Source organism: Nonomuraea sp. NPDC004186 (assembly GCF_053603495.1).
Genome location: NZ_JBSGFQ010000150.1, coordinates 1 through 26,585 on the forward strand (window position 1 = coordinate 1; position 26,585 = coordinate 26,585).

At 69.5% G+C, this 26,585-nt stretch carries 28 protein-coding genes and 2 pseudogenes; 16 read left to right on the forward strand and 14 right to left on the reverse strand.

What is annotated here, in order from left to right; genetic code table 11:
* The 3 genes from ACWEPL_RS57770 to ACWEPL_RS57780 all read left to right on the forward strand — a co-directional run.
* Window positions 1–253: hypothetical protein (locus tag ACWEPL_RS57770; protein WP_452441697.1), on the forward strand; the 253-nt coding region annotated here is incomplete at its 5' end.
* Between the two features lie 124 nt (window positions 254–377).
* Window positions 378–1,211, forward strand: a complete 834-nt coding sequence (locus ACWEPL_RS57775) for a class I SAM-dependent methyltransferase (RefSeq protein ID WP_452441698.1) — start codon at window positions 378–380, stop codon at window positions 1,209–1,211.
* Window positions 1,212–1,322: 111 nt separating this feature from the next.
* Entirely contained in the window at window positions 1,323–1,736 is a 414-nt protein-coding gene (locus ACWEPL_RS57780; protein WP_452441699.1) for a hypothetical protein, read from the forward strand.
* A gap of 251 nt (window positions 1,737–1,987) precedes the next feature.
* Here the strand turns inward: ACWEPL_RS57780 and ACWEPL_RS57785 are convergent, their stop codons facing one another.
* From ACWEPL_RS57785 to ACWEPL_RS57820, 8 genes and pseudogenes are all read right to left on the reverse strand, one after another.
* Window positions 1,988–2,134, reverse strand: a complete 147-nt coding sequence (locus tag ACWEPL_RS57785) for a hypothetical protein (protein WP_452441700.1) — start codon at window positions 2,132–2,134, stop codon at window positions 1,988–1,990.
* Window positions 2,135–2,197: 63 nt separating this feature from the next.
* Window positions 2,198–2,341 (reverse strand): CDGSH iron-sulfur domain-containing protein, encoded by a 144-nt coding sequence (locus tag ACWEPL_RS57790; RefSeq protein WP_452441701.1) that lies wholly within the window; start codon window positions 2,339–2,341, stop codon window positions 2,198–2,200.
* A 34-nt stretch (window positions 2,342–2,375) separates the two neighbouring features.
* A complete protein-coding gene (locus ACWEPL_RS57795) occupies window positions 2,376–3,056 on the reverse strand; it encodes a HemK2/MTQ2 family protein methyltransferase (RefSeq protein ID WP_452441702.1) in 681 nt (226 codons plus the stop codon).
* 9 nt (window positions 3,057–3,065) lie between these two features.
* On the reverse strand, window positions 3,066–3,950 hold the full coding sequence (locus ACWEPL_RS57800) for an iron-containing redox enzyme family protein (RefSeq protein WP_452441703.1): 885 nt from the start codon (window positions 3,948–3,950) through the stop codon (window positions 3,066–3,068).
* 83 nt (window positions 3,951–4,033) lie between these two features.
* Window positions 4,034–5,161, reverse strand: a complete 1,128-nt coding sequence (locus ACWEPL_RS57805) for a carboxylate-amine ligase (RefSeq protein WP_452441704.1) — start codon at window positions 5,159–5,161, stop codon at window positions 4,034–4,036.
* A 235-nt stretch (window positions 5,162–5,396) separates the two neighbouring features.
* Window positions 5,397–5,840 (reverse strand): annotated as a pseudogene (locus ACWEPL_RS57810) (tyrosine-type recombinase/integrase); the annotation flags it as partial.
* Between the two features lie 200 nt (window positions 5,841–6,040).
* A complete protein-coding gene (locus tag ACWEPL_RS57815; RefSeq protein WP_452441705.1) occupies window positions 6,041–7,234 on the reverse strand; it encodes an FAD-dependent oxidoreductase in 1,194 nt (397 codons plus the stop codon).
* Between the two features lies 1 nt (window position 7,235).
* Window positions 7,236–7,790 (reverse strand): TetR/AcrR family transcriptional regulator, encoded by a 555-nt coding sequence (locus ACWEPL_RS57820; RefSeq protein ID WP_363969292.1) that lies wholly within the window; start codon window positions 7,788–7,790, stop codon window positions 7,236–7,238.
* 354 nt (window positions 7,791–8,144) lie between these two features.
* On the opposite strand from ACWEPL_RS57820, the gene ACWEPL_RS57825 reads away from it, so the two are divergent.
* Window positions 8,145–8,498, forward strand: coding sequence for a hypothetical protein (locus ACWEPL_RS57825; protein ID WP_452441706.1), 354 nt, complete (start codon window positions 8,145–8,147; stop codon window positions 8,496–8,498).
* Here ACWEPL_RS57825 and ACWEPL_RS57830 read toward each other — a convergent pair.
* Window positions 8,428–9,651: an MFS transporter gene (locus ACWEPL_RS57830; protein ID WP_452441707.1), complete on the reverse strand. Its 1,224-nt coding sequence runs from the start codon at window positions 9,649–9,651 to the stop codon at window positions 8,428–8,430. The two genes, ACWEPL_RS57825 and ACWEPL_RS57830, sit on opposite strands and share 71 nt — an antisense overlap.
* Window positions 9,652–9,736: 85 nt before the next feature.
* On the opposite strand from ACWEPL_RS57830, the gene ACWEPL_RS57835 reads away from it, so the two are divergent.
* From ACWEPL_RS57835 to ACWEPL_RS57845, 3 genes are all read left to right on the forward strand, one after another.
* Window positions 9,737–10,630: a LysR family transcriptional regulator gene (locus ACWEPL_RS57835; RefSeq protein ID WP_452441708.1), complete on the forward strand. Its 894-nt coding sequence runs from the start codon at window positions 9,737–9,739 to the stop codon at window positions 10,628–10,630.
* Window positions 10,631–10,769: 139 nt separating this feature from the next.
* Complete coding sequence (locus tag ACWEPL_RS57840; protein ID WP_452441709.1) at window positions 10,770–11,657, forward strand: alpha/beta fold hydrolase; 888 nt, start codon at window positions 10,770–10,772, stop codon at window positions 11,655–11,657.
* The gene (locus ACWEPL_RS57845) at window positions 11,654–12,478 is read left to right on the forward strand and encodes an LLM class flavin-dependent oxidoreductase (protein WP_452441710.1); all 825 of its coding nucleotides are present in this window, start codon (window positions 11,654–11,656) and stop codon (window positions 12,476–12,478) included. The genes ACWEPL_RS57840 and ACWEPL_RS57845 overlap by 4 nt, the downstream gene beginning before the upstream one ends.
* A 90-nt stretch (window positions 12,479–12,568) precedes the next feature.
* On the opposite strand, the gene ACWEPL_RS57850 is transcribed toward ACWEPL_RS57845, so the two are convergent.
* Window positions 12,569–13,249 carry a zinc-binding dehydrogenase gene (locus tag ACWEPL_RS57850; RefSeq protein WP_452441711.1) on the reverse strand — a complete coding sequence of 227 codons (681 nt, stop codon included), beginning with the start codon at window positions 13,247–13,249 and terminating at the stop codon, window positions 12,569–12,571.
* Window positions 13,250–13,453: 204 nt separating this feature from the next.
* Here ACWEPL_RS57850 and ACWEPL_RS57855 point away from each other — a divergent pair, with 204 nt between their 5' ends.
* The 3 genes from ACWEPL_RS57855 (at window position 13,454) to ACWEPL_RS57865 (ending at window position 16,070) form a co-directional block, all read left to right on the forward strand.
* Window positions 13,454–13,903: a nitroreductase family deazaflavin-dependent oxidoreductase gene (locus tag ACWEPL_RS57855; protein ID WP_363969305.1), complete on the forward strand. Its 450-nt coding sequence runs from the start codon at window positions 13,454–13,456 to the stop codon at window positions 13,901–13,903.
* Window positions 13,904–14,192: 289 nt separating this feature from the next.
* Window positions 14,193–14,591, forward strand: a complete 399-nt coding sequence (locus tag ACWEPL_RS57860) for a sensor histidine kinase (RefSeq protein WP_363969307.1) — start codon at window positions 14,193–14,195, stop codon at window positions 14,589–14,591.
* A gap of 162 nt (window positions 14,592–14,753) precedes the next feature.
* On the forward strand, window positions 14,754–16,070 hold the full coding sequence (locus tag ACWEPL_RS57865) for a cytochrome P450 (RefSeq protein WP_452441712.1): 1,317 nt from the start codon (window positions 14,754–14,756) through the stop codon (window positions 16,068–16,070).
* 489 nt (window positions 16,071–16,559) lie between these two features.
* Here ACWEPL_RS57865 and ACWEPL_RS57870 read toward each other — a convergent pair whose 3' ends face one another.
* Window positions 16,560–17,177 carry a DUF305 domain-containing protein gene (locus ACWEPL_RS57870; RefSeq protein ID WP_452441713.1) on the reverse strand — a complete coding sequence of 206 codons (618 nt, stop codon included), beginning with the start codon at window positions 17,175–17,177 and terminating at the stop codon, window positions 16,560–16,562.
* A gap of 92 nt (window positions 17,178–17,269) precedes the next feature.
* Window positions 17,270–17,668: a hypothetical protein gene (locus ACWEPL_RS57875; RefSeq protein WP_364256253.1), complete on the reverse strand. Its 399-nt coding sequence runs from the start codon at window positions 17,666–17,668 to the stop codon at window positions 17,270–17,272.
* 298 nt (window positions 17,669–17,966) lie between these two features.
* Between ACWEPL_RS57875 and ACWEPL_RS57880 the strand changes: the two genes are divergently transcribed.
* Complete coding sequence (locus ACWEPL_RS57880; RefSeq protein WP_363969316.1) at window positions 17,967–18,947, forward strand: C40 family peptidase; 981 nt, start codon at window positions 17,967–17,969, stop codon at window positions 18,945–18,947.
* Window positions 18,948–18,958: 11 nt separating this feature from the next.
* Here ACWEPL_RS57880 and ACWEPL_RS57885 read toward each other — a convergent pair whose 3' ends face one another.
* Both ACWEPL_RS57885 and ACWEPL_RS57890 read right to left on the reverse strand, forming a co-directional pair.
* A complete protein-coding gene (locus ACWEPL_RS57885; RefSeq protein ID WP_449904612.1) occupies window positions 18,959–19,600 on the reverse strand; it encodes a class I SAM-dependent methyltransferase in 642 nt (213 codons plus the stop codon).
* Between the two features lie 138 nt (window positions 19,601–19,738).
* Window positions 19,739–21,700: a hypothetical protein gene (locus ACWEPL_RS57890; protein ID WP_452441714.1), complete on the reverse strand. Its 1,962-nt coding sequence runs from the start codon at window positions 21,698–21,700 to the stop codon at window positions 19,739–19,741.
* A gap of 139 nt (window positions 21,701–21,839) precedes the next feature.
* Between ACWEPL_RS57890 and ACWEPL_RS57895 the strand changes: the two genes are divergently transcribed.
* From ACWEPL_RS57895 to ACWEPL_RS57915, 5 genes and pseudogenes are all read left to right on the forward strand, one after another.
* Complete coding sequence (locus tag ACWEPL_RS57895) at window positions 21,840–22,565, forward strand: LuxR C-terminal-related transcriptional regulator (RefSeq protein WP_452441715.1); 726 nt, start codon at window positions 21,840–21,842, stop codon at window positions 22,563–22,565.
* A 92-nt stretch (window positions 22,566–22,657) separates the two neighbouring features.
* The gene (locus tag ACWEPL_RS57900; protein ID WP_363969324.1) at window positions 22,658–23,203 is read left to right on the forward strand and encodes a hypothetical protein; all 546 of its coding nucleotides are present in this window, start codon (window positions 22,658–22,660) and stop codon (window positions 23,201–23,203) included.
* A gap of 36 nt (window positions 23,204–23,239) precedes the next feature.
* On the forward strand, window positions 23,240–24,118 hold the full coding sequence (locus tag ACWEPL_RS57905; protein ID WP_452441716.1) for an alpha/beta fold hydrolase: 879 nt from the start codon (window positions 23,240–23,242) through the stop codon (window positions 24,116–24,118).
* Window positions 24,119–24,624: 506 nt separating this feature from the next.
* Complete coding sequence (locus ACWEPL_RS57910; protein ID WP_363969328.1) at window positions 24,625–25,944, forward strand: cytochrome P450; 1,320 nt, start codon at window positions 24,625–24,627, stop codon at window positions 25,942–25,944.
* Window positions 25,941–26,585: pseudogene (locus tag ACWEPL_RS57915) on the forward strand (MFS transporter); the annotation flags it as partial. The gene ACWEPL_RS57910 and the pseudogene ACWEPL_RS57915, both read left to right, overlap by 4 nt.

Consider the following 26,585-nt stretch of genomic DNA (forward strand, 5'->3'; position numbering starts at 1 on the left):
TGCCCTGCGCCTGCCGAAAATCACGTCCATGCACGTCAGGCAGACCATGCATCGCATCCGAGGTCCGCTGCGAGCCATCCTGCCTGTGGACGCAACCGACCAGGCGATGGCTGCTCGGTGGTTGCTCGCGTGTACGCGATACAGCACGGCACGCGTCGGCACAGAACGAAACGACGACGGGGCTGATCCCAGCCACGACAATACAGAACAGCCAGAAGAATGGTTCGATATCGTTATGGGCTCATTATTTTAAATTAACTTCCAATTGCTATGATGGTTATACATATTTGTGAATTGCATTTAGCATCGGTGTTCCCGGCGAGGAAGAAAGGGAACGCCCCTCCATGCGCAACTCGCATCCCAGTCAGACTGCCATCATGGCCGCGGCCGCCCGTGCCGCCCACCTTGTCGTGGACAGCGAGCCGTTCATCCTCTGCGACACCCTGGCCGCCTCCCTGCTCGGCGACCGGGCCGAGGAACTGATCGGCTACCACCAAGCGCACGGCGATCACCCCGTACTCGCAGGGGCACGCGCCCAGGCCACCGCCCGCGGCCACTACGCCGAGCGCCGCGCCACAGAGCTGTTCCGCAACGGCCTGGAGCAGTACGTGGTGCTGGGCGCCGGGCTCGACACCTTCGCCTGCCGCCGTGCCCCGGCTGCCCGGCCAGTCCGCGTGATCGAGGTCGACCATCCCATCACCCAGCAGGGCAAACGCGACGCGATGGCCGCGGCCGGCATCGCTGTGCCCGATGGGCTGGCCTTCGCGCCGGTGGACTTCGAGTCCGACGATCTGATGGACGCCCTTCACAAAGCGGGGTTCGACCCCGGCAAGCCCGCCCTGGTCACCTGGCTCGGCGTGACCATGTACCTCACCCACGAGGCGATCGCCGCTACGTTGGCCGCCGTGGGTCGCATGGCGCCCGGCAGCGAACTGGTGATGGAGTACGCCGTGCCGGCCGCTCTGCGTGACGATCGAGGCAACGCCTACGCCCGGCTCCTGCTGCCCGCCGCTGCCGAGCGAGGCGAGCCATGGCTGTCTCTCTTTACTCCCGAAGAGCTCTCGGGCCTGCTCGAACGGCAAGGGCTGGAGGCGGTCGAGCACCTGCGGCAGGCCGATTGCCTCGTTCCCGCGCTGTGGCGGCGTTCGGACGCGCTGCGCTCCGGCGATCTGTGCCGCTTGGTCCGTGCCACCGTCCCCAGCACGACCTGAACCGGCCGAACTTCCGTACACCGCCGCGGCCTCGCCATGCCTACAACGCTGTCAGCGCCCCTTCTCGACCTACGTGTCACACCGAACCTCCAACAGGAGAGGATCCATCCCATGTCCGAGGCCACCTCCCACGCTGACGAGCTCCGCCGCTTCTTCGACGTCTTCGCCCAGGCAGGCGACGGTCTGGATGTGGACACTTTGGCGGGCTGCTTCGCCGAAGTGTTCCTGGCCGGGGACGCCGGCGGCGCCCGGCCCGTGCCCCGCGCCGCGTTCCTGCAGGCCCTGCCCAGACGCGCGCAGATGTTCGCCGATGCGGGCATTGGCCCGGCCGCCCTCGACACCCTGACCCACCAGCATCTCGACGACCGGTACGTGCTCGTCCGCACCGAATGGACCGCACCTCGCACCGCCGGCGGCGAACACGTCCACCTGTCATCGTCGTACCTGCTCCACCGGGACGCAGACGACACCTACCGCATCGTGGCCTACCTCAACCATCAAGGCCTGCCACTCTCCCAGGCCTGACCGCCACCGCTGCCATCCCCTACGAGCCCGAGACGACACGCGAAGGGCACCGAGCTTGGAGGCCCTCGAACGGATCGCCATCGCCCTGTCCGCTGCGGGATCGCCGCGAAACTGTTCATCACTGCCGAGACCTTGAGGACCTACGTGTCCGCCTTCTGATGGAGGGCCGCTGCATGGTCAGCGACCTGAACCGTTCCAGGTTGGTTGAAGGCCCTGAAGCCAGCATGATCGTGCCGGCGGAAGGGAGATTCTCACGCGATGCCAGCCCCAGGAAATACCCCGACGAACTTCGTGAGCGTGCGGTGCGGATGGTCTTTGAGGTCCCTGCGCCAGATCGCCATCTCCAGCACGTCCAGCGGCAGGTCGGCATGCAGATGGTCGGTCAGCCGCCAGCCCATGATGCCGAGCGCACGCTCGAGTGCCGAACCGCAGGTCAACAGCGCTGGCCAAGTTTCTGGCACTCACAGGGTGCGGCGTCGATGGCTGGTGTCGCAGAACGGAAACCTGCGGCTGCGTCTGCAGACGCACAACGCCACCAGGAACCGGTCGGACGTGACCACCGAGCCGTCTTCCAGATAGACCTCGACCGGCCCCTCGACCAGCATGGGCCCGCCGGGCACCATCGTGACTCTGCGCGCCTCAGGCTGCGTGCCGCCCCGTGGCGCATTCGGATTTGTCTGCACGGATGACCACCAGTTCCTCGTCGTTGTCCCCCGGTTGCAGCAGCCCCCGGGCCCTGAGGCTCTCCTCCCTCGCCCGCATGACAGGTCCGAAACGCTCCTGTTGCCTGGCCACCACCGACGCGGTCAGCCCCGCCTCGCCAAGCCGGCGCAACGACGCCTCGACACCGTTGAGCGCCGAATGCACCATCAGCAGCGATCCGCCATCCGCCAGGTGCGCGGGTGCCAGCGAGCAGATGCGGTCGAGAATCCCGCGCCCATCCAGCCCTCCGTCCCAGGCCCGCGCCCTGCCGTGGGCGGGCGGCGGCACGGCATTACCCGGTACGTAAGGAGGATTCGTCACGATGAGGTCGAACACCTCCCCAGCCAGCGGCGCGAACAGGTCGCCGTGCACCACCCGTACCTCGAGCCCCCGGATCAGCGTGTTGAACCTGGCGGCCAGCACCGCGCGCAGCGACCGGTCGACGGCGGTCACCCGGACGCCGTCCCGCTGCGCGGCGACCACGGCGATCACACCGGTTCCGGTGCCCACGTCGAGCACCCTGGCTCCCCGCGGGAGATGGATCAGCCGGAACGCGGCGGCCAACAGCGCCGTATCCCCCTGTGGCCGGTAAACGCCTGGCGGTCTCAGCAGGAACATCGCCACCACCTACCGTAAATCGGATACCGGAAACAGCAGCGAACTGCGGCCGGACCGCCAACGGCCCAGCACCAACTCGCCGAACCGCCCCTCCAGCCAGTCCGTCGCCTGCACGCCGAAGACCACGTCGGCTGCCAGCCCGGGCTCCCGATGCAGCAGGTCACCGATGACGTCACGTCGCAGCACCTGCTCGTGGACGGCGTCGGCCTCGATGTGCTCGGTGAAGAACAGCGGATCGACGCCCAGCCGGGTCAAGCCCTGCGCCATCCGCCTGGCGCTGGGCGCGGTGGTGATCTCGGCCGCCGCGAAGTGCCCGACCAGTGCTCCGCGCAGGCTGCGATGCAGGCCGAACAGCGACATCATGTTCACGACCGCCAGCATCTCGGCGGGCGCCATCTCCAGGTAGGCCCCGTAGGAGGAGTCGAGTCCGAGCTCGTCCATCAGGTCGGCGAACAACTGGGCGTGCATGCGCTCGGCCCGCCCGCCGCCGAACTCGTCGAACTCCACCGCCACCAGCGAGGCCTTCGCCTTGCCCTGCAGCCGGGGAATGGCCCAGGCGTGCGGGTCGGCCTCCTTGAGGTGGTAGATCGACCGATGGACGATGTACTCCCGCACCTGCCACAACTCGCCATCGTCGCGCAGATGGTGCGAAACCCCCTGCGCGTCGATCGGCTCGACCAGCAGCTCCTCCAGCACCGCGGTCACGTCGTCGCCCCCGGCGGTCCCGCCCTTGAGCGCCTCCAGGAACAACCCCTCCAGCTCGCCACGCATCCGCAACAGCTCAGGATCCCACTCCCGCTCGCCACTGACGCCGGCAAACCCGCGATAGTGCAGCTCGTAGCAGAGATACAGCGCGAGCTGCAGGTCGTCCCCGAGAGGGTCGGCCCTGCCCACGCGCGGCGCCGGTTCTCCGAATGTCAGCGCCGAAATCACCCCTGCAGACAGCGGCCCACGGGCTCGGGGTAGTTTCGGCTCCTTCATGCGCTCTCCCTGTACGTCCGCGGCCGCTGCTCCCACACGGTCTGACTGCTCAGCATCTCCAGCACCGCCCCCGGCCCTCTCACGGCGGCGCGGCGCTGCCGCTCGGCGCCCGTGCCCGCCCGCCGTACCCGGACCACCAGATCCTCGACCTCGGCCAGGTCGCCGCTGTCGGCCAGGGCGCCGCTCACATACCCGACAAGCTGGCCAAGCAGCTGCACGGCGGGCACGGCGCGCTCCTCGAGCGCGTCGACCCCCGGCCCGTCCAACCCGTAGCGCGCCGCGTTCCACACCGCCGCGGCGCACACCTGCTCGTGCACCCTCGGCGCCTCCCGCCCCGCCCGCAGAGCGGCCTCTGCCGTGCTGACCAGGCCCCTGGTCAGCGCCGCTTGCAGCACCGCCTCGTCGGTCGTACCGGCCGCGTCAGCGGCGCGTACCTCCACGGTCGGCAACCCGACGCCCGGCCTGGCCAGCCAGAACGACATGCCCTCATCCACCAGTACGCCGCAGTCGACCAGGCGATCCACCTGCCGCTCATATGCGGCGGCCGAGTCGAACCACGGCGGCACCCCCGAACCGGGGAAGCGCGATTGCTGCACCATCCGCCAGCTCGCGTACCCGGTGTCGCGCCCCCGGTCGAACGGCGAGTTGACCGACAGTGCCAGCAGCGTGGGCAGCCAGGGACGCAGGTGGTTCATCACGGCGACGGCCGTCTCACGATCCGCCACGCCGACGTGCACGTGGCACCCGCAGCTCTGGTAGTCGGCGATCACACCTGCGTACATCTCCCCGATCCGTGTGAACCGCTCGCCCTCCGACAAGGCCGGCGCAGCACCGGCCAGCATCGGCGTACCCACCGACACCAACTCCAGCCCCTCGTCGCGACCGGCGGCCGCCAGCAGAACGCGGGCGGCATGCAAGTGGGTGCGCAGTTCGGCGAGCGTCGTGCAAGTCCCGGTGGCCGCCTCGACCTGCGTCTGGAACAGCTCCCTGTGCAAGCCGCCGCCGTTACGCCGCCACGGATGCTCACCTGCCCTGCTGAGGACCTTCCCCACCAGCGGGGCGGGCTCTGCAGAGCCCGCTTCCAACAGCAGAAATTCCTCTTCCACACCGACGGTTCTCGCCATCTCACCCCCTCGCAGACAGCGCCACAGGAGATACCTTCGAGACCCCTGAGCTGCGGCGCAGCTGACCGAATCCCCTACCCGGCAGGCGCCTAACATGCCTCGAATGAGCGCTCTACCTGCGCGTAGAGGTGTTGGATCGACTATCGCTGCGGCAGATGCCGGCAGCCACGAGGGCGCGGCGGCCGGAAGTGAGGGCGTGCCGAGTTACCCGCCGGGCCCGGCTCGACGAGGGCCGTTACAGGCACGAGTTCGCCGGCATCTGCGGCAGCATCCTGTGAAGCTCGAATATCAGCCACCGCGTCCGATCCATTGGCTTGCTGGAAAAACGCTGCGACTCGGCTCCGCGATCGAGGCGATCAGCCTTCTCACGCAATCGCCGGGCGATGCCGTTCAAGACCCACAACTTCACGGATCGGTGAGCGCGCCTCCCTGCCCGGCTTCGTCTCAGTGAAACGACGCGAACTTTCTGCGGCGATCTTGTAGGGCTCGTTGATCGCTCCTCCAAGTATTTTGTGGCGTTCGATCCGAGCTTGAGGGCGTCTTCCTTGTCCTTGTCGGACGGCAAGCTGTAACGCCGGGTGGTCTCCAGGCGGGCGTGGCCAAGAATCTCGGCGACCAGGACCAGGTCGGTCTTGCTGCGGACCAGCGTGGTGGCGAGTGTATGGCGCAGGATGTGCGCCGTGGTGGCATCGTCGGGGTCAGAGGGATTTGGAACGGGATCCGGCGTTAACGAAGTTCCCGCTGATCAGCGGGCCGAGCCTTTCCCTGCCTCCGAACGCGGCCCGCGCGGATCCCGTTCGATTTCACAGCGCGGCCCTCCACCACATGAACTGCCTCTGCTCCTTGTGCACGCGAGGGCGCGGAAGGGGATGGTGTCGGTCATGCGGCGATGTGCTCCGGACGGACGCCCATACCGATGAAACGACCCAGGAGGTGGCGCAGCGGTGGCAGCGTCCGGAACGCCGTGAAGATCGGAGGCACATGCCGGGTCGTGTCGTCGCCCAGGTCCTTGGGATAGAGGTCGCGCAGGATGCCGAGCTGGAAGGCCTGCGTGATCCTCGCGGCGCGTTCTCTGCGGGACTGCACCCGGGCCAGATCGGTGTCTTGTGGTTCGCCGCCTCGGGCGAGAAGCGGGCCCAGCAGGTTGGCGGTGGCCACCGCGTCCTGCACGGCCAGGTTGATACCCACGCCGCCCGCGGGCGACATGGCGTGGGCGGCATCACCGATACACAGCAGTCCCGGCCGGTGCCAGCGTGGCAGCCGGTCCACCCGGACGCTCAGGTGGTGCACCGCCTCCCAGTCGTGGATCTGGTCCACGCGGTCGCGCAGGGCGGGGGCCAGGTGCGCCACCCGGTTCCGGAACGCCGGCAGCCCGGCGGTCTTGAGCTCGTCGAAGGCGGCCGCCGGGATTGCATAGGCCATCTGCCAGTAGTCACCACGGTCGATGGAGATCAGCGCCCCCTTGCCTCCTTGGAAGAAGGGCACTTGGTCCTGTGGGTGGCGAGGCAGGTGGAACCACAGCACGTCCATGGGTGGCGAGGCGCTCACGGGAGTGAGGCCGGCGCGGGCCCGTACGGTGGAGTGGCGGCCGTCGGCGCCGATCACCAGGTCGGCCCGCACCTCCACGGGGCCCTCGGCGGTGTCGGCCAGGACGCCGGTCACCCGTCCCTGATCGGTGAGAAGTTCCGTGGCCTGGGCGCGGCGCAGGAGGCGGAAGGAGGGGTAGGCCGTGGCCTTGCCGGCCAGGAAGTCCAGCACATCCCACTGCGGCATGAACGCGATGTAGGGGCAGCGCACGTTCAGCCGGCTGAAGTCGGCGAAGGTGACGTCTCGGCCGCCCATGTTGACCGCCACCTGCGGCATCTTGGTGTGCGGGAGGTTCAGGAACTCCTCGATCCAGCCCAGTTCGGCGATCAGTTCGAGGGTGGAGGGGTGGACGGTGTCGCCGCGGAAGTCGCGCAGGAAGTCCGCGTGTTTTTCCAGCACGGTCACCTCCACGCCCTGACGGGCCAGCAGCAGCCCGGCCATCATGCCCGCGGGGCCGCCCCCGACGACACAGCACTGTGCGCGCATCTCATCCTTCTTCCGGAAACAGCAGCCCGACCAGGGCCGCGATGTCGATGGGGGTGCCCAGCCGCCGGTTGACGGCGACGGTGGCGAACAGGGTCCTGGCGGCCGTGACCGTGTCGTGCGGGCGCAGCTCGCCGGCGTCGATGCGTTCGAGCAGGAAGTCGCCGATGAGCCGCTGGCCCTCACCAGCCAGCGCCGCCAGCGGTCCGCGGGCCTGGGCGGCGCTGAAGAACACGGCCATCAGCTCGGCGTTGTCGGCCAGCAGCCGGTCGAACGCCTTCAGCAGCTCGGTCAGCACCTCGGGAGCCGGCCGCGAGTCGTTCTGCTCCGTCCGCAGCTCCCGCAGGCGGGGCAGGAAGCCCCGCTCCGACAGGAGCGTCTCCACCATCGCCTCTTTGCTGTCGAAGTAGCGATAGAGCAGGCCAGGTGTCACCTCGGCGGCCTCAGCCACATCCTTGACCGTGGCCCCGTCCACGCCCTTGTCGGCGAACACGCGCAAGGCCGCGTCCAGCAGTTGCTCCCGGCGCCATACCGCCTGCTCACTTCGCGTCCTGGACATTACCCACCTCATTGAGTAAACGTTTATTCAACATACCATGCAGGTGCCCGTCGCACAGCGCTGGGCGCTCGCGCGTTCGCGTGGCCACGGGGATTGAGGAACATCTCTGCGAGATGTTCCTGCGCTAAGCCCGGTCGTGCCTGGCCAGAAGGCCGGGAGGGCCGGCCCCGAAGAATCTTGAAGTCTTGGCGTGGATAACGGCCTGTTATCTGCGGCATCGTGGATCGCGACCTGCGGCGACGCCCGCCGGACGGTACGTGAGGCGACCCTGTTTCTGCGGCAAAGGAACGGCGTGGCCGCTGGCGTCAGTGGCTGATGAGGAGATCGGCGAGGCGCTGGAGCTGCTGTGGGGCGGTGCGGCGGTCAACACCTGGAACGCCCGCCGGGCTGCTGCCGCGCCTGCTCAAGGACCGCACCGAGGGCCTGGTGTTCCTCACCCACCGTCGCCCGGGGCCGGGCAAGGTGCTGTCCCAACACCGGGTGCGCGCGCTGCTGGACGCCCACACCGCCCTCGGCGGGCCGGGCACCGGCTGGGACCTGGACGAGCTGCGACACTCGGCGCTGACCCACCTGGGCGAGAACCGCGTGAGCCTGTTGATGCTGATGGCCGAGTTCACAGCGGACAGACGGGCGTGGGTCAGCGTCCGCTTCGGCGGCGGAGTGCCGGGCCGAGCGCCTGCTGGGCGGCGAAGAGAGCGATCCCGGTGATCGCGCATGCCGCTGCCAGAGCCGTTCGTCCGGCATGGTCGAGTAGTACGGTGCCGGCCAGCGGGCCGAACACGGCACCGACACTCCAGGTGGCGGAGGCGATGCCCATGTACCTGCCGCGCAGGTCCGCGGGTGCGAGGTCGGCAAAGGTGGCGCCGAACATCACGGCGATGCCGATCTGGCCGAGGGTCCAGACCAGGACCGATCCCGCGTAGCCGACACCACTCTCTACGACGGTGCCCAAACCGACACCGGCGCCAGCCAGGAGCATGGACACGGCCAGCACCGAGCTGGGGTCGCGACCGACAAGCAGCCGTACCGCCAGTGGTTGGCCCACCACGATGACGATCCCGTTCAGAGCCAGCACCGCGCCGTAGGTCGCGGGGCCGTGACCATCTGCCGTCATGACGAGCGGCAGCGTCGCGAACGTCTGCAGGAACAGGGTGAAATAGGCGACGTAGATCAACACCATGACGATCATCAGCCGGTCGCGCAGGAGCACCGGCAGCAGCGCTCGGCGGGGCTGATTCGGTGTCGCCGGCCGGGTCTCGGGAATCCGGCGCCAGACGATCAGCGCCGCGATGATCGAGGCCGTGGCATTGATCCAGAACAGGAGTCCGTACCCATACTGGGCCAGGACCCCCGCGGTGATCGTGGCGATGGAGAAGCCGAGGTTGGCCGCCCAGAACAGCAACCCGAAGGCCCGGACCCGCTGGCTCGGATGGAGGTCGGCCACCACAGCCGACCCAACCGGGCGGAACAGGTCCGCCATCAGCCCGACACCGAGTGCCGCCGCCCAGATCACCGGGATCGTGTCGGCCGAGCCGAGCGCGACAAGCGTCACGGCGGTTCCCAGGAACCCCACCAGCATGGTGTGGCGCCGTCCGATCCGGTCACCCAGCCAGCCGCCGAGCACCTGGGATCCGATGCCTCCGGCTCCCGTCGCCGCCACCACCGCGCCCGCGGTCGTCGGCGTCAGCCCTTGCTCCTGCGTCAGATAGAGCACGAGGAACGACTGTGCGACTCCGCCGGCGCGGCTCACGAAATGAGTCGCCGCCAGGGACCAGACCAGGCCAGGCAGGTCCAATCGCAGGCGGGACAGTCGGCGGCCCAGCGGTATCGCGGTCGGAGCGGGTGTGTCGTAGGTCGTCATGCCGGTGACACTAGGATCACCTAGTACATCAAGAAAAGCGATTACTTTCGATCAAATCAATCGCGATTAGCGATAGTCTGACGTTATGGCTGATGTTGAGCTGCGCCACCTGAGGACGATGGCCGCCATCGCCGAGGAGGGAACGTTCGGCCGAGCGGCGGTTCGCCTCGGCTACACCCAGTCGTCGGTGAGCCAGCAGATCGCCGCGCTGGAGAAGGCCGTCGGTGGCGCCGTCTTCGACCGGCCCGGAGGCCCCAGGCCGGTACGGACCACTCCTCTCGGCGAGGTGGTCCTGGCCCACGGGCGCGATCTCCTCACGAAGTCGGAGGCGCTGGCCGACGCCGTCGATCGCTTCAAGGCGGGTAACGGCCGGATCGACATCGGCACCTTCCAGGGCGCGACCAAGCTGATCCTGCCGGCCGTCGTGCGCCGGCTGCTGAGCGAGCACCCCGGCTGCGACATCCGGCTGTCGGAGGTGGGACCGGAGGATCCGAGGATCGGAGATCTTGACCTGTTGTTCCACTACGATCGGATCGACGGCGACGTCGAGCACGTCGAGCTGCTCGACGAGCCGTACCTCCTGGTGGCCGGCGCAGGTGCGTTCCCCGATGGTCCGGTGCCGGTGAAGCTGCTCGACGACGCTCCCATGGTCGCCTGGCCGCCCACCGTCCACCAAAGATTGCTGGAACGGGAGCTCGCCGGCGCGGGCGCCCGGCCGCGGATCGTGTTCCGAACGGCCGGCCACGACACCGTCGTGTCGATGGTACGGGTGGGCCTGGGCTCAGCGGTGTTGCCCTGGCTCGCCCTCCAGGGATCCGATGTCTGGTCCGACGACCGGCTCAGCATCCACCGACTGCGACCGTCGCCCGCCTGCACGTGGTACCTGTACTGGCCGGCCGGGCGCACCCAGTCGCCCCTCGCGGCCCGAGCCATCGACATCGCCGTCGAAGCCGCCACTGAGCTGGCCGGCCAGATGTGACATCGGACGAGTCGCGGGAGAGCGCGACTCTCGTCGCGTGAAAGGGCTCAGCGGCAGCTGAATATATCGCTGTAGGCGATTGATTCAATCGGAAATCATGGCTTTTCGCGATGGGGCCGCGAGGCTTAGCGTGCCGGACATGAACGGTCATCAAGATCACCCCGAGCGACTCCTCAAAATCACCGGCGTAGAGCTCTGCGCTCAGACATTCGGCGACCCTGCCGCACCCGCCCTGCTGCTCATCGGCGGCGCCGAGGCGTCGATGGAGTGGTGGGACGATGAGTTCTGCGAGCGCCTCGCCGCCGGCGGGCGGCACGTCATCCGGTACGACACCCGGGACACCGGCCGCTCCACAACCTTCCCGCCCGGCGCACCACCGTACGGAAGCGACGCCCTGCTCGACGACGCCGTCGGCCTGCTCGATGAACTCGGCATCGCGGCCGCGCACATCGTCGGCGTCTCCATGGGCGGCGGCATCGCCCAGCACCTGGCCGTGCACCACCCCGGCCGGGTCGCCTCCCTGACGCTCATCGCCACCAGCCCGGGCGGGCCCGGCGGCCCGGATCAGCCCGACCTGCCGCCGATGAGCGCCGAGCTGGCGAAGCGGTTCGCCGAGGGCGGCGACGAGGCGCCCGACTGGTCCGACCGCGAGGCCGTCATCGCGTACTACATCGACGGCGAGCGCACCTTCGCGGGCACCCTCCCCGTCGACGAGGAGCGGCTGCGCCGCGTCGTCGGCCGCGTCTGGGACCGCAGCCCGTCCCCGGCGTCGGCGCAGAACCACTGGCAGCTCGCCGGCGGCGAGCCCGTCCGCGCCCGCCTCGGTGAGATCGCGGTGCCCACGCTGGTGTTGCACGGCACCGCGGACCCGCTGCTCCCGTACGGGCACGGCGAGGCGCTGGCACGGGAGATCCCGGGAGCACGGCTCGTCCCGCTCGAAGGCATGGGGCACCAGATGCCGCCGCCGGAGCTCTGGGACATCACGATTGCAGAGATCCTTTCAGTTTCCGAAGGAGAGCGCCCGTGAACCGGCTGCGATCGGCACTCTGGCTGCCGCTCTTCGACGAGCTCGCCGACCCGCGGGCGGTGGCGAACCTGGCCGCCGAAGCGGAGGAAGCCGGGTGGGACGGCTGCTTCGTGTGGGATCACCTGTCCTGGCGGGCGCCGGTCCAGCAGGTCGCCGACTCGTGGATCGCGCTGGCGGCGATCGCGACCGCGACCGAGCGGCTGCGGCTCGGCCCGATGGTGTCGACGCTCGCCCGCCGGCGGCCGGCCAAAGTGGCGCGGGAGACCGCGACACTGGATCAGCTGAGCGACGGCCGTCTCACCCTCGGCGTCGGACTCGGAAGCGACCGGTTCGGCGGCGAGCTGTCCAAGACCGGCGAGCAGCTCGACGACCGGCAGCGCGGGCGGATGCTCGACGAGTCCTTGGCGATCCTGGCCGGCGCGTGGTCCGGCGAGCCGGTGCGCCATCGCGGCGAGCACTACACCGTCGACGACATCACGTTCCTGCCGCGGCCGGTTCAGCGGCCCGGCGTGCCGGTGTGGGCCGCCGGATTCCCCGGCAACGTCAAGCCGATCCGCCGGGCCGCCCGGCTCGACGGCTTCTTTCCGATCAATCTGGAGCACCCGGACCAGCTCGCCGAGGTCGTCGCCACCCTCACCGAACTGCGACATGGCGAGATGGCCTCGTACGACATCGCCATCAGCCTGCCCTCCGACGTCGACCCACTGCCGTACGCCGCCGCCGGCGCGACCTGGTGGCTGACGGAGTTCGACCCGGGTGTACGGCTTGACACGGTGCGCGGCGTACTCCGCGACGGCCCAGCGAATCCGGGCGGCGATTGAGCCGCGCGGCAGACGGCGGCTCACCCGAATCCGCCCCTGGCGCCGCCGCTGTCCCAAGCCGATCTGGCGGCCTGGATCGGCGCCAGTCCCTCAGCGGTGCTCCAAAAAGCTGTCCGCCGTGGCCTGATATCCGCCATGGGACGGCCATGCCGAGCCATGGCGGACATCCACTGGCTGCGGCGTTGAAAGGGGGCAGACCAAGTACGCCTGAAAGGGGCAGCGGCCTTCACCCCAGGTGGGTACGGCGGGGCGGCGCGAGGTGAGTGGTGCCGCCGCCGTGGAAGAACAGCACGGCCGAGCCGGGGTTGGTGTCGTTCTTGCCATACCAGCGCGTCGTGATCTGGGCGCCGTCGTATTCAAGTCCAGTGGCGGTCGGCGCAAGGACGACGACCTTGCCGGACACGGCACCGGCGGCGACTTCCCGGGGAGGTCCTCGAGCTGGATACGGCGGCTGATGTCGATGTGAAGTTCGCCTCGGTCGATCGCCGCCACAAGGCCGGCGAGCTGCTTGGCGTCGCTCCGGACGAAGACGTTGAGCCCGCGCACCTGGCGCCCTTCGTCGCTCGGCGCCTGCGTCCACACCGTGGTGTTGACCACGGCCCCGCCGGACCGCACGAGAGCGGCCTGGTCGGCGAGCTGCGGCGGCTCGATCGGTGCGAGGTTGAGCAAGAGGTCGACCGGCTGGGTCACCGTATCCACCACGTCGGTCGTGGTGTGGTCAAGGACCTCGTGCCCGGGGGCGATGTTGAGGGTGACGCCATTCGGCATCATGACACCGGTCGATCCACGCCTTGGCGACGCGGCCGTGCGCTACCCCATTGTCGGCAGCACGTTTCGCATGGGTGTCCGTACTTCGGCCATCGTGCAAGCGCACACCCCAGCACTTGACAACCAAGACTGCGTTTTGGATGAAAACGCACGAGCCGGGTGTTGGAGCGTCCTGAACGTGAGTTGACCGACCAAGGGATGGATGCCATGCCTCTTGCGGGTGAGTACGAACCCAGCCCGACGCAGTGGGTGCGCGAGCAAGTGGAGCTGTACGAGAGCTCCGGCGGCACCAAGGGAACGACCCTGAGGGACACGGGAATGCCCGTCATCTTGCTGACCACCCTGGGTGCCAAGAGCAGCAAGATCCGCAAGACGCCGCTGATGCGCGTGGAGCACGAAGGCCGATACGCCGTGGTCGCCTCGCAGGGCGGCGCTCCCGAGCACCCCGTCTGGTACTTCAACGTCAAGGCCCACCCCCAGGTGGAACTTCAGGACGGCCCTGCCAAGCAGGACATGAAGGCCCGTGAGGTGACCGGCGCGGAGAAGGCCGAGTGGTGGGAGCGTGCGGTGGCGGCGTATCCGCCGTACACCGACTATCAGAAGAAGACGGACCGGGAGATCCCGGTGTTCGTGCTGGAGCCGCTGGACAACGACTGACCGCGCGGAAGTCTTGCTCCACGGGACGTATGGGTCCGCGCCTGCCAGGCGCCTGTGCGTCCCGTGGTGCTGCTCCGTCGCGAAGGGGTTCTCTCCTGCCTCCTGGCGCGGCTGGACGCCACCACCACCCGCCTTTGCAACGTGCGTGACGGCTTCGGCCCCACTCCTGCCAGAGGACGTCGCAAACCAGCCGGACGCAGGACGCTGACACGATTCATGGGACTCTCATCTCATCACCATGCGGCTCCAAGACCCCTCCACGACCCTGGTGTCGTAAGGAGGGGGTGTCATGACCGTGGTACCGGATGTGATCATTGGGCCATCGCCTGTCACGGGCCTGCGGGAGTCGGTGAAGGCGTTCGTGGCCGATTGGGGCAAGCAGGCGAGGATTCCGGTGGAGGTGTGGGCGTTGCCGGAGGGTGCGGTTCCCCACGAAGCGGCCCTCCTCGCCTTCGCGGTGCTGGTCGACGCGTTCTCGGCCGTCGAGCAGGCCACGTACGTCTCGATGGCGCTGACCGCCGGGGTCACGTTGAGGCTGACCGTCTGCGACGACGGGCCGGGGCTCGGCTCGCACGAGGTCATCGACCGGAGCAAGCTTCACGCCCGGGCCGCCGCGTTGGGAGGGCGGTACGACATCGCCTCATCGGTCGGCAACGGAACGACCGTCACGCTGGAGCTGCCGCTGTGAGCCTCCGCCCTCATCCTTGATCACTGAACGACCACCTGCGGGTGAGCGGGTCGGACCCGAGGCGGTGACGGTCGCCGGAGGCTGCCGCGGGTGCTCGGCACCTTGCCAGGCAGCCGCTCACGGGAGATACGTAGAAGAGATCCGTATGTCCATGGAGGTGACGTGTCGGTGATCCCCGGACCGCCCGTACGAGGTGACGGCGGGCTGCATGACATCGCTACCGCGGGCGGCCTGCATGCCTACCAACTGCGGCTGCACGCCGAATACGGGCCGGTCGTACGTTTCGAGCTGCCCGGCACGGACTCAGCGGTCTCCATCGCGGACCCGGTGCTGCTCGAGGCCACCGCCGGGGTCAACAAACGGCCGGAAGCGCTGTTCGAGTTCCTGGCCCCGCTGTGTGAGGCCGGCAACCTGCAGACCCTTCCCGCGGACGAGCACACGCCATGGCGCCGCGCGGTCCTGTCCGTACTGGCCGGTCGCCGCTCCCACGAGGCCCACTTCCCCGGCTTGACCGCGCTCGCCGGCCGGCTGGCGGACCGGTGGGCGAAACAGGCCGGCGAGGGACCGGTCGAGTTGCAGAGGGACCTGAGCGCGCTGTCGCTCCGGATGATCTGCCAGTACGCTCTCGGCAACGGCGTCCACGACCCGGACAAGGTCGTGACGGCCTTCGAGGTCGTGCTCACGGAGTACCTGGGCCGTCAGTACCAACCGGCCGCCCCGGGAACCGAGGAGCAGAGACGGAAGCGTGCCCAGGAGGCCTTGGCCTACCTGCGCGCAACCGTGAACGACGTGCTCGCCTCGGCCCAGCAGGACGGCAACGCCCTGGCCGCGGCGTTGGTCGCGGCGGGGATGAGCCCGGCCCGCGTGCGGGACACCGTGTTGATGATCATGCTTGCCGCCCACCACACGACCGGCGTGGCGGTCTCGTGGACCCTCTACCTGCTCTCCCGGCACCCCGCCGAGGCCGAGCGGGTCACGGCGGAGATCGACGAGGTCCTGTCCGATCGTGTCGCACCCGAGTACGCCGACCTCAAACGGCTGACCCGGCTCCAGATGGCGCTCAAGGAATCGATGCGCCTGTATCCGCCGGGTCCGTACGGGGCCCGCGAGACCACCGAGGATCTCGTCCTGGCCGGCTACGAGATCCCCACCGGGACGACCATCTTCTATCCGTTCTGGGCCGTCCACATGAACCCGCGGTACTGGCCCGATCCCGAGACGTTCAACCCTGGCCGTTTCACCCCCGACCAGGTCGCCGGCCGACCTCGCTACGCCTACATCCCGTTCGGCCTCGGTCCGCGCAGCTGCGAAGGCGCGAGCCTGGCCATGGTGGAGGCCGAACTGGTGCTGGCGATCCTTCTGAGGAGATTCCGCTTCCAGCCGGCCTCCGGACACGACGTCGTCCCCGTCGAACGGTTCGTGCTGTGGGCCGCGGACGGGATCCGCATGAATCTGACGCCACGACCGGCAACCCCGTGACGAACGCCCACGAGCTCCGAACGGTGCCCCCGACGCCTGCGCCGGCGGACACGGCCGGACCGGCACACGCTGATCGAGCCGGCGAAGGCCAGCATGGACGGGCCGGACATCGTGGCCGGGGGGCGACGGGGACCAGCTGCGGCTGATGGTGCTGCGCGACGTGACGCCGGACAAGGAGCTGGAGCAGGGCGAGGAGCGGACGCACGGCCTGACCCGAGTGGTCCGTCGGGCCGGGAGTCGTCGAGCTGGACGCGTATGCGGCGCTGCTGACCCAGGTCTACAACGGGTCGGCGGGCCGCTTCGTCCCGGTGCGGCTGGACGACGCGGAGCTGCCGCCGTTCGCCGAGATCCGCCGGCCGATCGACCCGCGCCGCGGCTACGACGCGGAGGTGGCCAACCTCGCCGCGGCCGTCGCACAGAGGCGGTAGCCGGTCGGTCCCGGGGCCCGCCGCGCCGTGCGGCGGGCCACCGGCTCCTGAAGGCCCTCTCCTAGAGGCGGTCGAGGATCTCCCGCAGCTGGGCGACCTCGGCCTGCTGGGCGGTCTCGATGGTCTTGGCCAGCTCCTTGGCCTCGGCGTTGGAGCCCTGCGTCTGCTCGGTACGCGCCATCTGGATCGCACCCTCGTGATGGGCGATCATCAGCTCGGCGAACTGCCGGTCGAACGCGCCGCCCTTGGCCTTCTCCAGCTTCTTCATGTCGTCCTCGGACATCATGCCGGGCATGTCATGGCCCATCCCGTGGTCCATGCCTTCGGACGGCATCGGCTTGCCCCACGCCGTGAGCCAGCCCTGCATGGTCTGGATCTCCGGGTCCTGAGCGGCCTTGATCTTCGCGGCCAGCTCCTTGACCTCCTTGTCGGCGGCCCGGGTCGCGGCCAGGTCGGCCATCTCGACCGCCTGCTGGTGGTGCGGGATCATCATCTGCGCGAACATCACGTCCGCGTCGTTGAACGCCGCCGCGGGCGAGGCGCTCGCTGTCGTCGCGGCGGGTGCGCTGCTGGACATGCCGGCCATGTCCGGCCCCATCGAGCCGCTGTCGGTGCCGCCGCAGCCGGCGACCAGCGCGAGCACGGCTCCGGCCGCCGCGGTGGCAGCCGGGATCCTCATATTCGTGAACATGGTGTTTTTCCTTCGGTGATGGAGGTACGCAGGCCGTCATCGCGAACCGGACTTTTCAGCCCGTCCGCCGATATTTCGGCCTATATGCGCATCACCGAGAGCACCGCGGGGTTCGGCGCCAGGCGGCGCGGCGGCGCTCTGGCCGCCGTACGCGCCGGGGACCCCCAGCCGCCCATCCCCGCACGCCAGTAGAGCGTGGCGGCCCAGACGACCGCGATCAGAAGCGCGATGACCGAGGTGAGCACGGCCAGGCACACGTCGCTCGGATCGAACCCGGCCGCGTCCCGCGAGCAGATCGCGACCTCACCCCGGTCCATCCCGAAAGACTCCACGGGAGAGGCGTGAACGTGCGAGCCTTGAACGACGGCGCCACCATGGTGAGAGCCGAGATGCCCCAGCGTGTGCATGCCGGCCACGCCGAACGCGATCAGCAGAGGCAGCAGCCAGGGAAGGCCGGGCAGGAGCAACCGCCGTGCCACGCGCTCCCCCCTCACAGCTGCCGACCTTAGTATTCGCGCCAGGATAGCCAGCGGCGTCACTGCTCACCCGGACAACAGGACAACTACAAGACATAGTAGTAGACGTCCCAACAGCATGAGTCTCCCGTTGAACGCCGGAGGCACTGCGTGCGTATCTCCTCTTGGACCGGCGTGATCGTCCCCTAGCGCAGGTAGTACCCGCCGTTCCGGATTCTCGATGCCGCAAACAGGCCAGACAGCCCTTTCACTTCTGTACTATTTCGCCCCAGGTTCTGGAGATTTACGAGGAGGCGTCGTAGTGGCCCTGCCGACAAGGCTTGGACGAACAGCGGCGGCCGCGGCCCTGTCCCTGGTCGCACTGGCCGTCACTCCCGGCGCCGCCGTGGCCGAGCCGTCGCCGGCCAAGGCCAGAGCCAAGCTCGTGAAGCTGAACGAGCAGGCCGACCAGGTGGTCGAGCGGTACAACCAGGCCACGGAGGCGTACAAGAAGGCCAAGAAGAAGTACGACACTCTCAACACCGAGCTCCGCCTCAAGGACGCCCGAGCCGGCTCCCTGCGCGACGACCTCGTCCGGCTGGCCGTCAACGACTACCAGTTCGGCCCGATCAGGGGGTGGGAGGGGCTCGCAGGCCAGGCCGATCCCACGGCGATCCTGAACAGCATGGCCTCCTTCCGGGAGATGGCCGAGTCCCGGGCGGCCAAGGTCCGCGCCTACGAGGCGGCCACCAAGGAGCTGCGCGACCGGCGCAACGACGCCAAGAGCACCCTGGCCGAGTCCGACGCCGCGCGCGACAAGGTCAGCGACGAGAAGTCCAAGATCGAGAAGCTGATCGCCGAGCAGACCAAGCTGCTGCGCAGGCTGGGCGCCTTCAAGACCGGCGACCCCAACAGCGCCGGCATCAAGTACACGGGTCCGGCCTCCGGCAACGCCCGCCTGGCGCTGCAGTTCGCCTTCGCGCAGGTGGGCAAGCCGTACCGGTTCGGCGGCACGGGACCGGGCTCCTACGACTGCTCCGGCCTGACCCAGGCCGCCTGGCGGCAGGCGGGGGTCGAGCTGCCCCGTACGACCTGGACGCAGTGGAGCTGGGGCTCCGCCCGCCGCGTCCCCCTGAACGCGTTGCAGCCCGGGGACCTGCTCTTCAGCAAGGGGCTGGGACACATGGGCATGTACGCCGGCAACGGGAAGATGGTGCACGCGCCGCAGACCGGGGACGTCATCAAGGTCGTCGATCTGGACGACTACTGGCGCACCCGCCTGCTCGGCGCGGTCCGCCCCTGACCGGGGGTGCTCTACGTGGTCCGGTGAGCCCGGCCGAGGACGTGCGCGAGGGCGGGGATGGGCGGCTGCGGTGCGAAGGCGAACCGCTCGACCTCGTCCACGGCGAAGCCCGCCCGCCGGATCGCGGCGAGCGTGTCGCGGTTGGGACTGCACCTTCCGGCCATGCGCCGCCACACCGGGGTGATCGCGTCCTGGAGCAGGCCGAGCGCCGGGTTGGACGATCGTACGTGCTCGTAGAAGCGCAGCTCACCGCCCGGCCTGAGCACCCGGGCGATCTCGGCCAGCGCCGCCGGTGGTGAGGGCACGCTGCACAGCACGAGCGAGACCACCGCGGCGTCGAAGGCCTCGGCTTCGCCCGGCAGAGCCTCGGCGTGGCCGGCCACGACCCGCACGGGCACGGGCGCCGAGGCGGCCTCGGCTTCGGCGAAGCGGCGCAGGGTGTCCTCCGGTTCGACCGCGACGACTTCGCTGACCGTCTTGGGATAGTGGGCGAAGTTGCGGCCGTTGCCGGCGCCGATCTCGATCACCCGGCCCTCGAGCCCGTCCAGGAGCCGTTGCCGGTGCTCCCGCCCGCCGCGCAGGTCCGCTGCGGCGGAGGCCTGGACGTACACGCGGGCCAGGCGGGGATGCTGAAATCCGGACAGGTCAGTCACGACGATCACCTCTGTTAGCGGGCTACCGTCTTCCAGACTGGCTCATGGCGGCCGAAAACGGCCTGCTACCGACTCGCGGGCCCCGGTCGGCGCGGTCGGTGTGCGTGCCGCCGCCGGGACGACGGCACGCACGGGTCGTCATTTCTCGCAGCGGATGGGGTAGGTGGTCTGCGCTGTCGGCTTGTTGTGGTTCAGGACCTCGATCTTGATCGTGCCGTCGGTCCTGGCCGGCCGGCTCCAGCTGAACGCCTGGATGCCGAGGACCCCGCTCTCCGGCATCTTGTGGGTGAAGGTCTCCCCGGCCTGGCCGTCGATGACCCAGTGGTAGCTGACCTCCGTGCCCGCCGGCGCCTTGAACTCGCCGAAGGCCGTCAGGTACGGATCGGCGACGCAGTCCCCGTAGTACCCGACCGACTCGATCTCGGTGATCTGCACCGTGCCCGGCGACGGGTCGGGCTGCGTGCAGGTCCAGGTGTAGGGCTCCTGCTTGGCGGGCTTGTTGTGGTTCAGGACTTCCAGGCGGACCACGCCGGAGCCGCTGGACCTGGCGTTGCTGTACCAGAAGTCGCCGATCCTGCTCCGTACACCGGGCTTGAGCTTGGCGGTCCTGAGCGTGCCCGGCTTGCCGTCGACGACCAGGCGGTACTTGACGTCGGCCTCGCGGTCCGTCACGACCATGGCGTCCGCCATCAGGCTGAACGAGCCGTCGCACTGGCCGGTGAAGTGGGAGGTCAGCATGTACTCGACGGTCAGCTTGGCGTCGCCGCCCTCGTCGACGCAGGCGAAGGAGAACTCGCGTTCGGCCGGCTCGCCGGGGCCGCCCTCGGTCGCGAGGCCGAGCGTGTGGGTGCCGTTCCGGCCGGAGTCGAGGCTCCAGGTGGCGGACACGTCACGGGTGCGGGGCTGGTCGCCGGCGGGGAAGTCGACGGTCTGCGGCGTCCACTTGACACCGTCGAGGATCCACCAGTACGTGACCTTGCGCGCCGGGCCGGCCGGGAGCGCGATGCGGCCGGTGGCCTGGTACGAGACGGGCTCCAGGCAGCTGCCCTCGTAGTCGCCGGGGGTGACGTCGACGATCTGCGGCACCGGCTTCTGCGCGGGCGGAGGCGTCGTGGGAGGCGGCGTCGTGGGAGGCGGCGTCGTGGGAGGCGGCGTCGTGGGAGGCGGCGTCGTGGGAGGCGGCGTCGTAGGCGGAGGCGAGGTGGGCGGAGGCGTCGTAGGAGGCGGCGACGTCGGCGGAGGTGTCGTCGGCGGAGGTGTCGTCGGCGGAGGTGTCGTGGGCGGAGGCGTCGTGGGTGTGGTGGAGCAGGTCACCTGGTAGGTGGCGCGTCCGGAGTCGCGGCCGCCGGCGTTGAGGATGCGGATGGCCTTCCAGCCGCCGGTGGAGCTGCCCACGGACAGCGGCAGCGTCACCTGCCGGGTACGGGGCCCGCCCGCCGCGAAGTACAGCGACTCGGGCCGCCCCTCCCCCGCGCTGCTGTCGATCCACTGGTAGTCGACCTTGGCGGGCGTGCGCGACACCTGGACGGTGCCCGTGAACACCACCGTCGTGGGGCAGGCGCCGCGGTAGGTCGCCGGGCTCGCCTCGACGTCGGCCGCGGCGACCAGCGGCCTGCCGGGCTCGGCGGGCAGCGGGTGGGCGCCGTCCCACACCACGACGGGGCCCGCGCACGCGACGCTGAAGCGGCCCTTGGCCGACAGCCCCTTCCTGCCGAGGATCTCCACGGCCTGCCAGCCGGAAGTGGTCCGGTCGAACGTCTGGCGGTCGGTCACGACCACCTTGCGCGTGCCGTTGACGCGGAAGCTCTTGATGGCGCCCTTGCTGCCGTCACCGCGTATCCAGCGGTAACGCACGGTTCCCCGGCCCTTGGCCGCGACCACGGCGGAGAAGCCGACCGTGGTGGGGCAGGCGCCGGACTGCTTGGCGGGGCTCGCCTTGACCTTGGCCGTCCTGACCGCGGGCGCGGCCGTCCTGACCGCGGAGGCGGCCGAACTGACGGCGGGGGCGGCCGAACTGACGGCGGGGGCGGCGAGCGCCGGAGGGGCGGCCAGCAGGCTGCTGAGCAGCGCGGCACCCAGCAGCAACGCTGTCCTTCTCATCGGGGGTCCCTTTCTTTCCGCAGAAGAGGGACCATGCTCCCCGGCCCGCCTTGGGACTCACTTGGACCTCTCTTGTAACGTCCGCCACAAGTGCCGCCAAGGGATCGGTCAGAATGTCCCCATACGGATGAGGGGGCGTGTGAACGAGAGCGTGGCGTTGGCCCAGCTTGCCCATCGGCTGGAGGAGGTGGTGGGCGAGCTACGCGGCATCCCCGTCGACGTCGAGCGGGTGGAGGACAACGAGCTCGTCCGGGAGCAGATCGCGCAGGCCGCCGCGACGGCCCGCGAACTGCGCGCCATGCACCCGGTGGGCTCGACGGAGCACGGCCGCGAGGAGCAGAAGAGCCGGCTCCGCGTGCTGGACGCCCTGCGGCGCGGCATGACGATGCGCACGATCGTCCACGCGAGCGTCCTGGACGACCCCCGTAAGGCGGCCCGGATCAGGGAGCTGCACGCCACCGGCGACCTGCACCGGGTCATCGACGAGCCGATCCAGCAACTGCTCGTCTTCGACCGCGCGGTGGCGTTCGTCCGGATCACCCCCATCCCCTACTCTCCGGGGGCTCTCGTGATCAGGCAGCAGAGCCTGATCGCCATCCTCGTCGACCTGTTCGAGCAGACCTGGGCCAGGGCCAGGGAGACCACCGAGCCTGCGCACCAGCTGACCCAGCGGGAGCGCGAGGTGCTCGCGCTGATCGCCGAAGGGCGCTCCAACAGCGCCGTCGCCCGCGCCCTGTCGATCACCGAGGCGGCCGTCGGCAAGCACGTGGCCAGCGTGTTCGCCAAGCTCGAACTGCCCGCGACCGCCGACGACAACCGGCGGGTGCTGGCCGTGCTCGCCTACCTGCGCGGTGCCGCGGGGTAGGGCGGCGGGGTAGGGCCAGGACTACCCCGTCCTCGTCCCAGCCCCCCTGCGGGCGGGATCCGGCGCGCACTTCAATGAACGTCATGCAACGTATGACTGGATTGCTGGTCGGCGCGGTCTTCGGCGCGGTCTTCGTCGTCGTCAACGCGCAGAGCCCGCTGAACACCTTGACCGTGAACGTCCTGCGGGCGGCCGCCTGCCTGGCGGCCGCGAGTGTGATCGCCATGTGGTTCGTCGCGGCCCGGAGAGAGCACACCGGCGGGGGACCGCGGCGGAACATGTTCGGCCGTGGTTACCTGATCGTCGTCGCCGCCGAGGCGCTCCTGCTCTTCGGCGGGCTCCGGGTGCTGGCCGCCTGGGGGCTCCCCGGGCAGGCCAACGTGGCCTGGGTCGCGTTCGTGGTCGGCGTGCACTTCATCGCCCTGGCGCCGATCTGGAAGGACCGGGGCATCGCCGTACCCGGTGTGGTCCTCACCGTGCTCGGCGTCGCCGGCCTGCTCCTGGCCCCGACGGGCGCGGTCGCCTGGGTGCCGCTCGTCAGCGGCGTGCTGTCCGGGGTGGCGCTCCTGACCGGCGCCGTCGCCTTCGGCTGGCGCAGCGTGACGGCGCGAACGGCCGATCATCAAGCGGCTGCCTAGCGTTCATCGGCCGGGCTTCGGGGAAGCACCAGCCGCATGTTCGAAGGGTTCGTGAGCGAGAACATCGATGTAGGCGACGCGTCGTTGTACGTCCGCCATAGCGGCGAGGGATGTCCCGTCCTGTTGCTACACGGGCATCCCCGCACGTCCGCCACGTGGCACGAGGTCGCGCCCCGCCTCGTGCGGCAAGGCTTCACGGTGGTGTGCCCAGACCTGCGCGGCTACGGCAGGTCGTCCGGCCCGGCACCGAGTCCGGATCACTCCGCCCACTCCAAACGCGCCATGGCGGGCGACATGATGCGTCTCATGCAGGCGCTGGGCCACGAGCGATTCGCCGCGGTGGGGCACGACCGCGGGAGTTATGCGGCCTTGCGGCTCGCGCTCGATCACCCGGCCGCCGTCGTACGCCTTGCCCTGCTCGACTGCATCCCGATCAGTGAGCACCTCAGGCGAGCGAACGCCAAGTTCGCGACCAGCTGGTGGCATTGGTTCTTCTTCGCTCAGCCGGAGATCCCGGAGCGTGTCATCAACGCCGACCCGGACAGCTGGTATCACGGCGACCCGGCGAGGATGGGACGGGAGAACTACGACGAGTGGCGCGCAGCCACCCGCCGTCCCGAGGTGGTGCGGGCCATGCTCGAGGACTATCGAGCCGGCCTCACCGTGGATCGGCACGACGAGGAGGCCGACCGCGCTGCCGGGAAGCGGGTGGCGTGTCCCTTGCTGGTCTTGTGGTCGCTCCGGGACGATCTGGAGGAGCTTCACGGCGACCCCCTCGCGATCTGGCAAGGATGGGCGAGGGATGTGCGGGGACACGGCATCGATTCGGGGCACCACATGGCGGAGGAGGCTCCAGAGGCACTGGCTATGGCGCTCGCGGACTTCTTCTCGCCGGAGAAGCCCCCGACGCTGTGACCCGTCTCGAAGAAGCGAGAGCTTCGCTCAGCACTGGGCAATACGTCGGCGGCCTCGGCAAGGTCGCCGGCTGAGGCGACGTCACCAAACCCGCGCCCGGCAAAGCCACCACCAGTGCCAAAGCCACACAACGCCGCTCCTTTATGAAAGTGTGCTGATCCGTGCGGATGCCTGCCATTTCGTGCGAGCCCTTGCGCCCCGGTAACCGGGGAAATCAAATGGGGTTCGCGACCGGGCGAATAAAGCCGCGTCGGTCCTCACGCAGAAAGGAGGTGTCGGAGAATGGCATTCGCCAAGCACACCGCTGCCACACTGCTGGGCCTGAACAAGGGCCGGATGGGCGGCCGCTACCCCTGGGCCGACTTCTAAAGAACGGGTGCCCGCCCGGTGGGCGGGCGAATACCCCAGGTGAATGACCGCGGTTTCCGCGCCGGTGCGAGCCCCCCGGCGCGTGCCGGCGTGGGCCGCGTTCGCGATTGCCGGCCACCACCGAAAGGGTCAGAGCGATGAGAAAGCCTGCCGACACAATGCCGCCGGGGCCGCGCGGACGCTGGCCCGTCGGCAACTCCTACGACTACGACCGGGACCGGATCGGATTTCTCCGGCGCTGCCAGGCCGATTACGGCGACATCTTCACCTTCAGCCCGGCCACCATCTTCGTGGCGGACCCCGAGCTGATCGGCGAGCTGTTCAAGAAGTCGAACGAGCTCTATCTCACCGAGGAGTCGCTGTTCCCGGCCCGGCATTCCGACCAGGAGGTGAGCGACCACCTGGACGGCTGGATGCGGGCCCGGGGCCGCGCCTGGCACGGCATGACCAGGAACGTCGTCAGATCCCACGGGCACCGGGTGACGGACCTGCTCGACGAACGCCTCGCGTCGCTCTCCGGCCGGGCCTTCCACGTGGTGCCGTTCATGCGGAGCTACAGCGCCAAGCTCTCGGCGATGTTCTGTTTCGGCCTGGACAACGAGGCCGTCTTCGATGCCGCGGAGCGGCGTTCGGGGCTGGCGCTGCCGTTCATGGACTCGAGCCTGACCTTCCCGAGCTGGCTGCCGCTGCCGTCCATCAAACGGGTGCAGCGGGCCGAGGCCGGGGTGAACGCGGCCATCACCGAGAAGTTCCGGCAGCGCAAGGCCGCGCCGCACGAAACACCGGATGACCTGATCGACCTGCTGCTGGCGGACGATCCCGACATGCCGTCGGAGGACGAGGCCATCAACTTCCTGACGTCGATGATTCTCGCGTCGTTCGGCTCGCCGGGGGCGACGATGGCGTGGGTGATCAGGGAGATGGCCCGGCGGCCGGAGGTGCGGGAGCGGCTGCGGGAGGAGGCGCTGGCCGTCATCGCCGACTCCGGCGGCCTCGCCAACGAGCGGAGCCTGCCGTACGCCGACGCCGTGACGAAGGAGGTCATGCGGCTCTATCCGCCGACCTGGCTCATGGGGCGCAAGGTGCGCAAGACCTGCACGTTCGGCGGCTACACCCTGCGGCCCGGCATGGACGTGCGCTTCAGCCCGTACCTCATCCACCGCGACCCCCGGTTCTGGCCGGACGCGGAGGAGTTCCGCCCCGAGCGCTGGCTCGAACCCACGCAGCAGCCCCGGTTCACCTACTTCCCCTTCGGCGCCGGGCCGCGGGTCTGCCTCGGCATGCACCTGGGCATCTACCAGGCCATCGTGGGGACCGCGCACATCGCGGCCCACTACGACATCGAGGGGCTCGACCTGCAGGACTCCGACGCCGTCGCCGGTCCGGTGCTGGAGCCGCTGGCGCTGCGGGTCAGGATGAGGCGCACCCACGCGGGACGGACCGTGGTGGGGGCATGACGGCGAAGGCCGGTCGCTTCCGGGACGCCCTGGCCATCGGCGAGTTCCGCGCGATCTTCGCCGCGCACACTGTGTCGATGACCGGGAGCGTCCTGGCCCAGCTGGCCCTGACCGTGCTGGTCTACCTGCGGTCCGACTCGCCGCTGCTGGCCGCGGTGACGTTCGCGCTGCCGATGCTGCCGCAGCTGGTCGCGGGGACGTTGCTGTCGGCGCTGGTGGACCGGGTACCGAACCGGCGGCTGCTGGTCGGCTGCAACCTGATCTCGGCGGTGCTGGCGGCGGCGATGGCGGTGCCCGGCGCTCCGACGGCGGTGCTGCTGGCGCTCGGGTTCGCGCTGGGGCTGATCCGGCCGGTGTTCGGCGGCGCGCGGGCCGCCACGATGCCGCAGGTGCTGCCGGGCGACGCGTACGTGCCGGGGCGCAGCCTGATGCGGGTGGTGGCGCAGGTCGCGCAGATCGGCGGCTTCGCGGTGAGCGGCATCGCGCTGACCGTGGTCTCGCCCGGCACGCTGCTGCTGGCCGACGCCGTGTCGTTCGGCCTGTCCGCCGCGCTGCTGCGGTTCGGCACGCGGGAGCGCCCGGCGGCCGCGGGCTCCGGGCAGTCGCTGGTGTTGCCAGCCGCCCTGGGCCTGCTGGCCCTG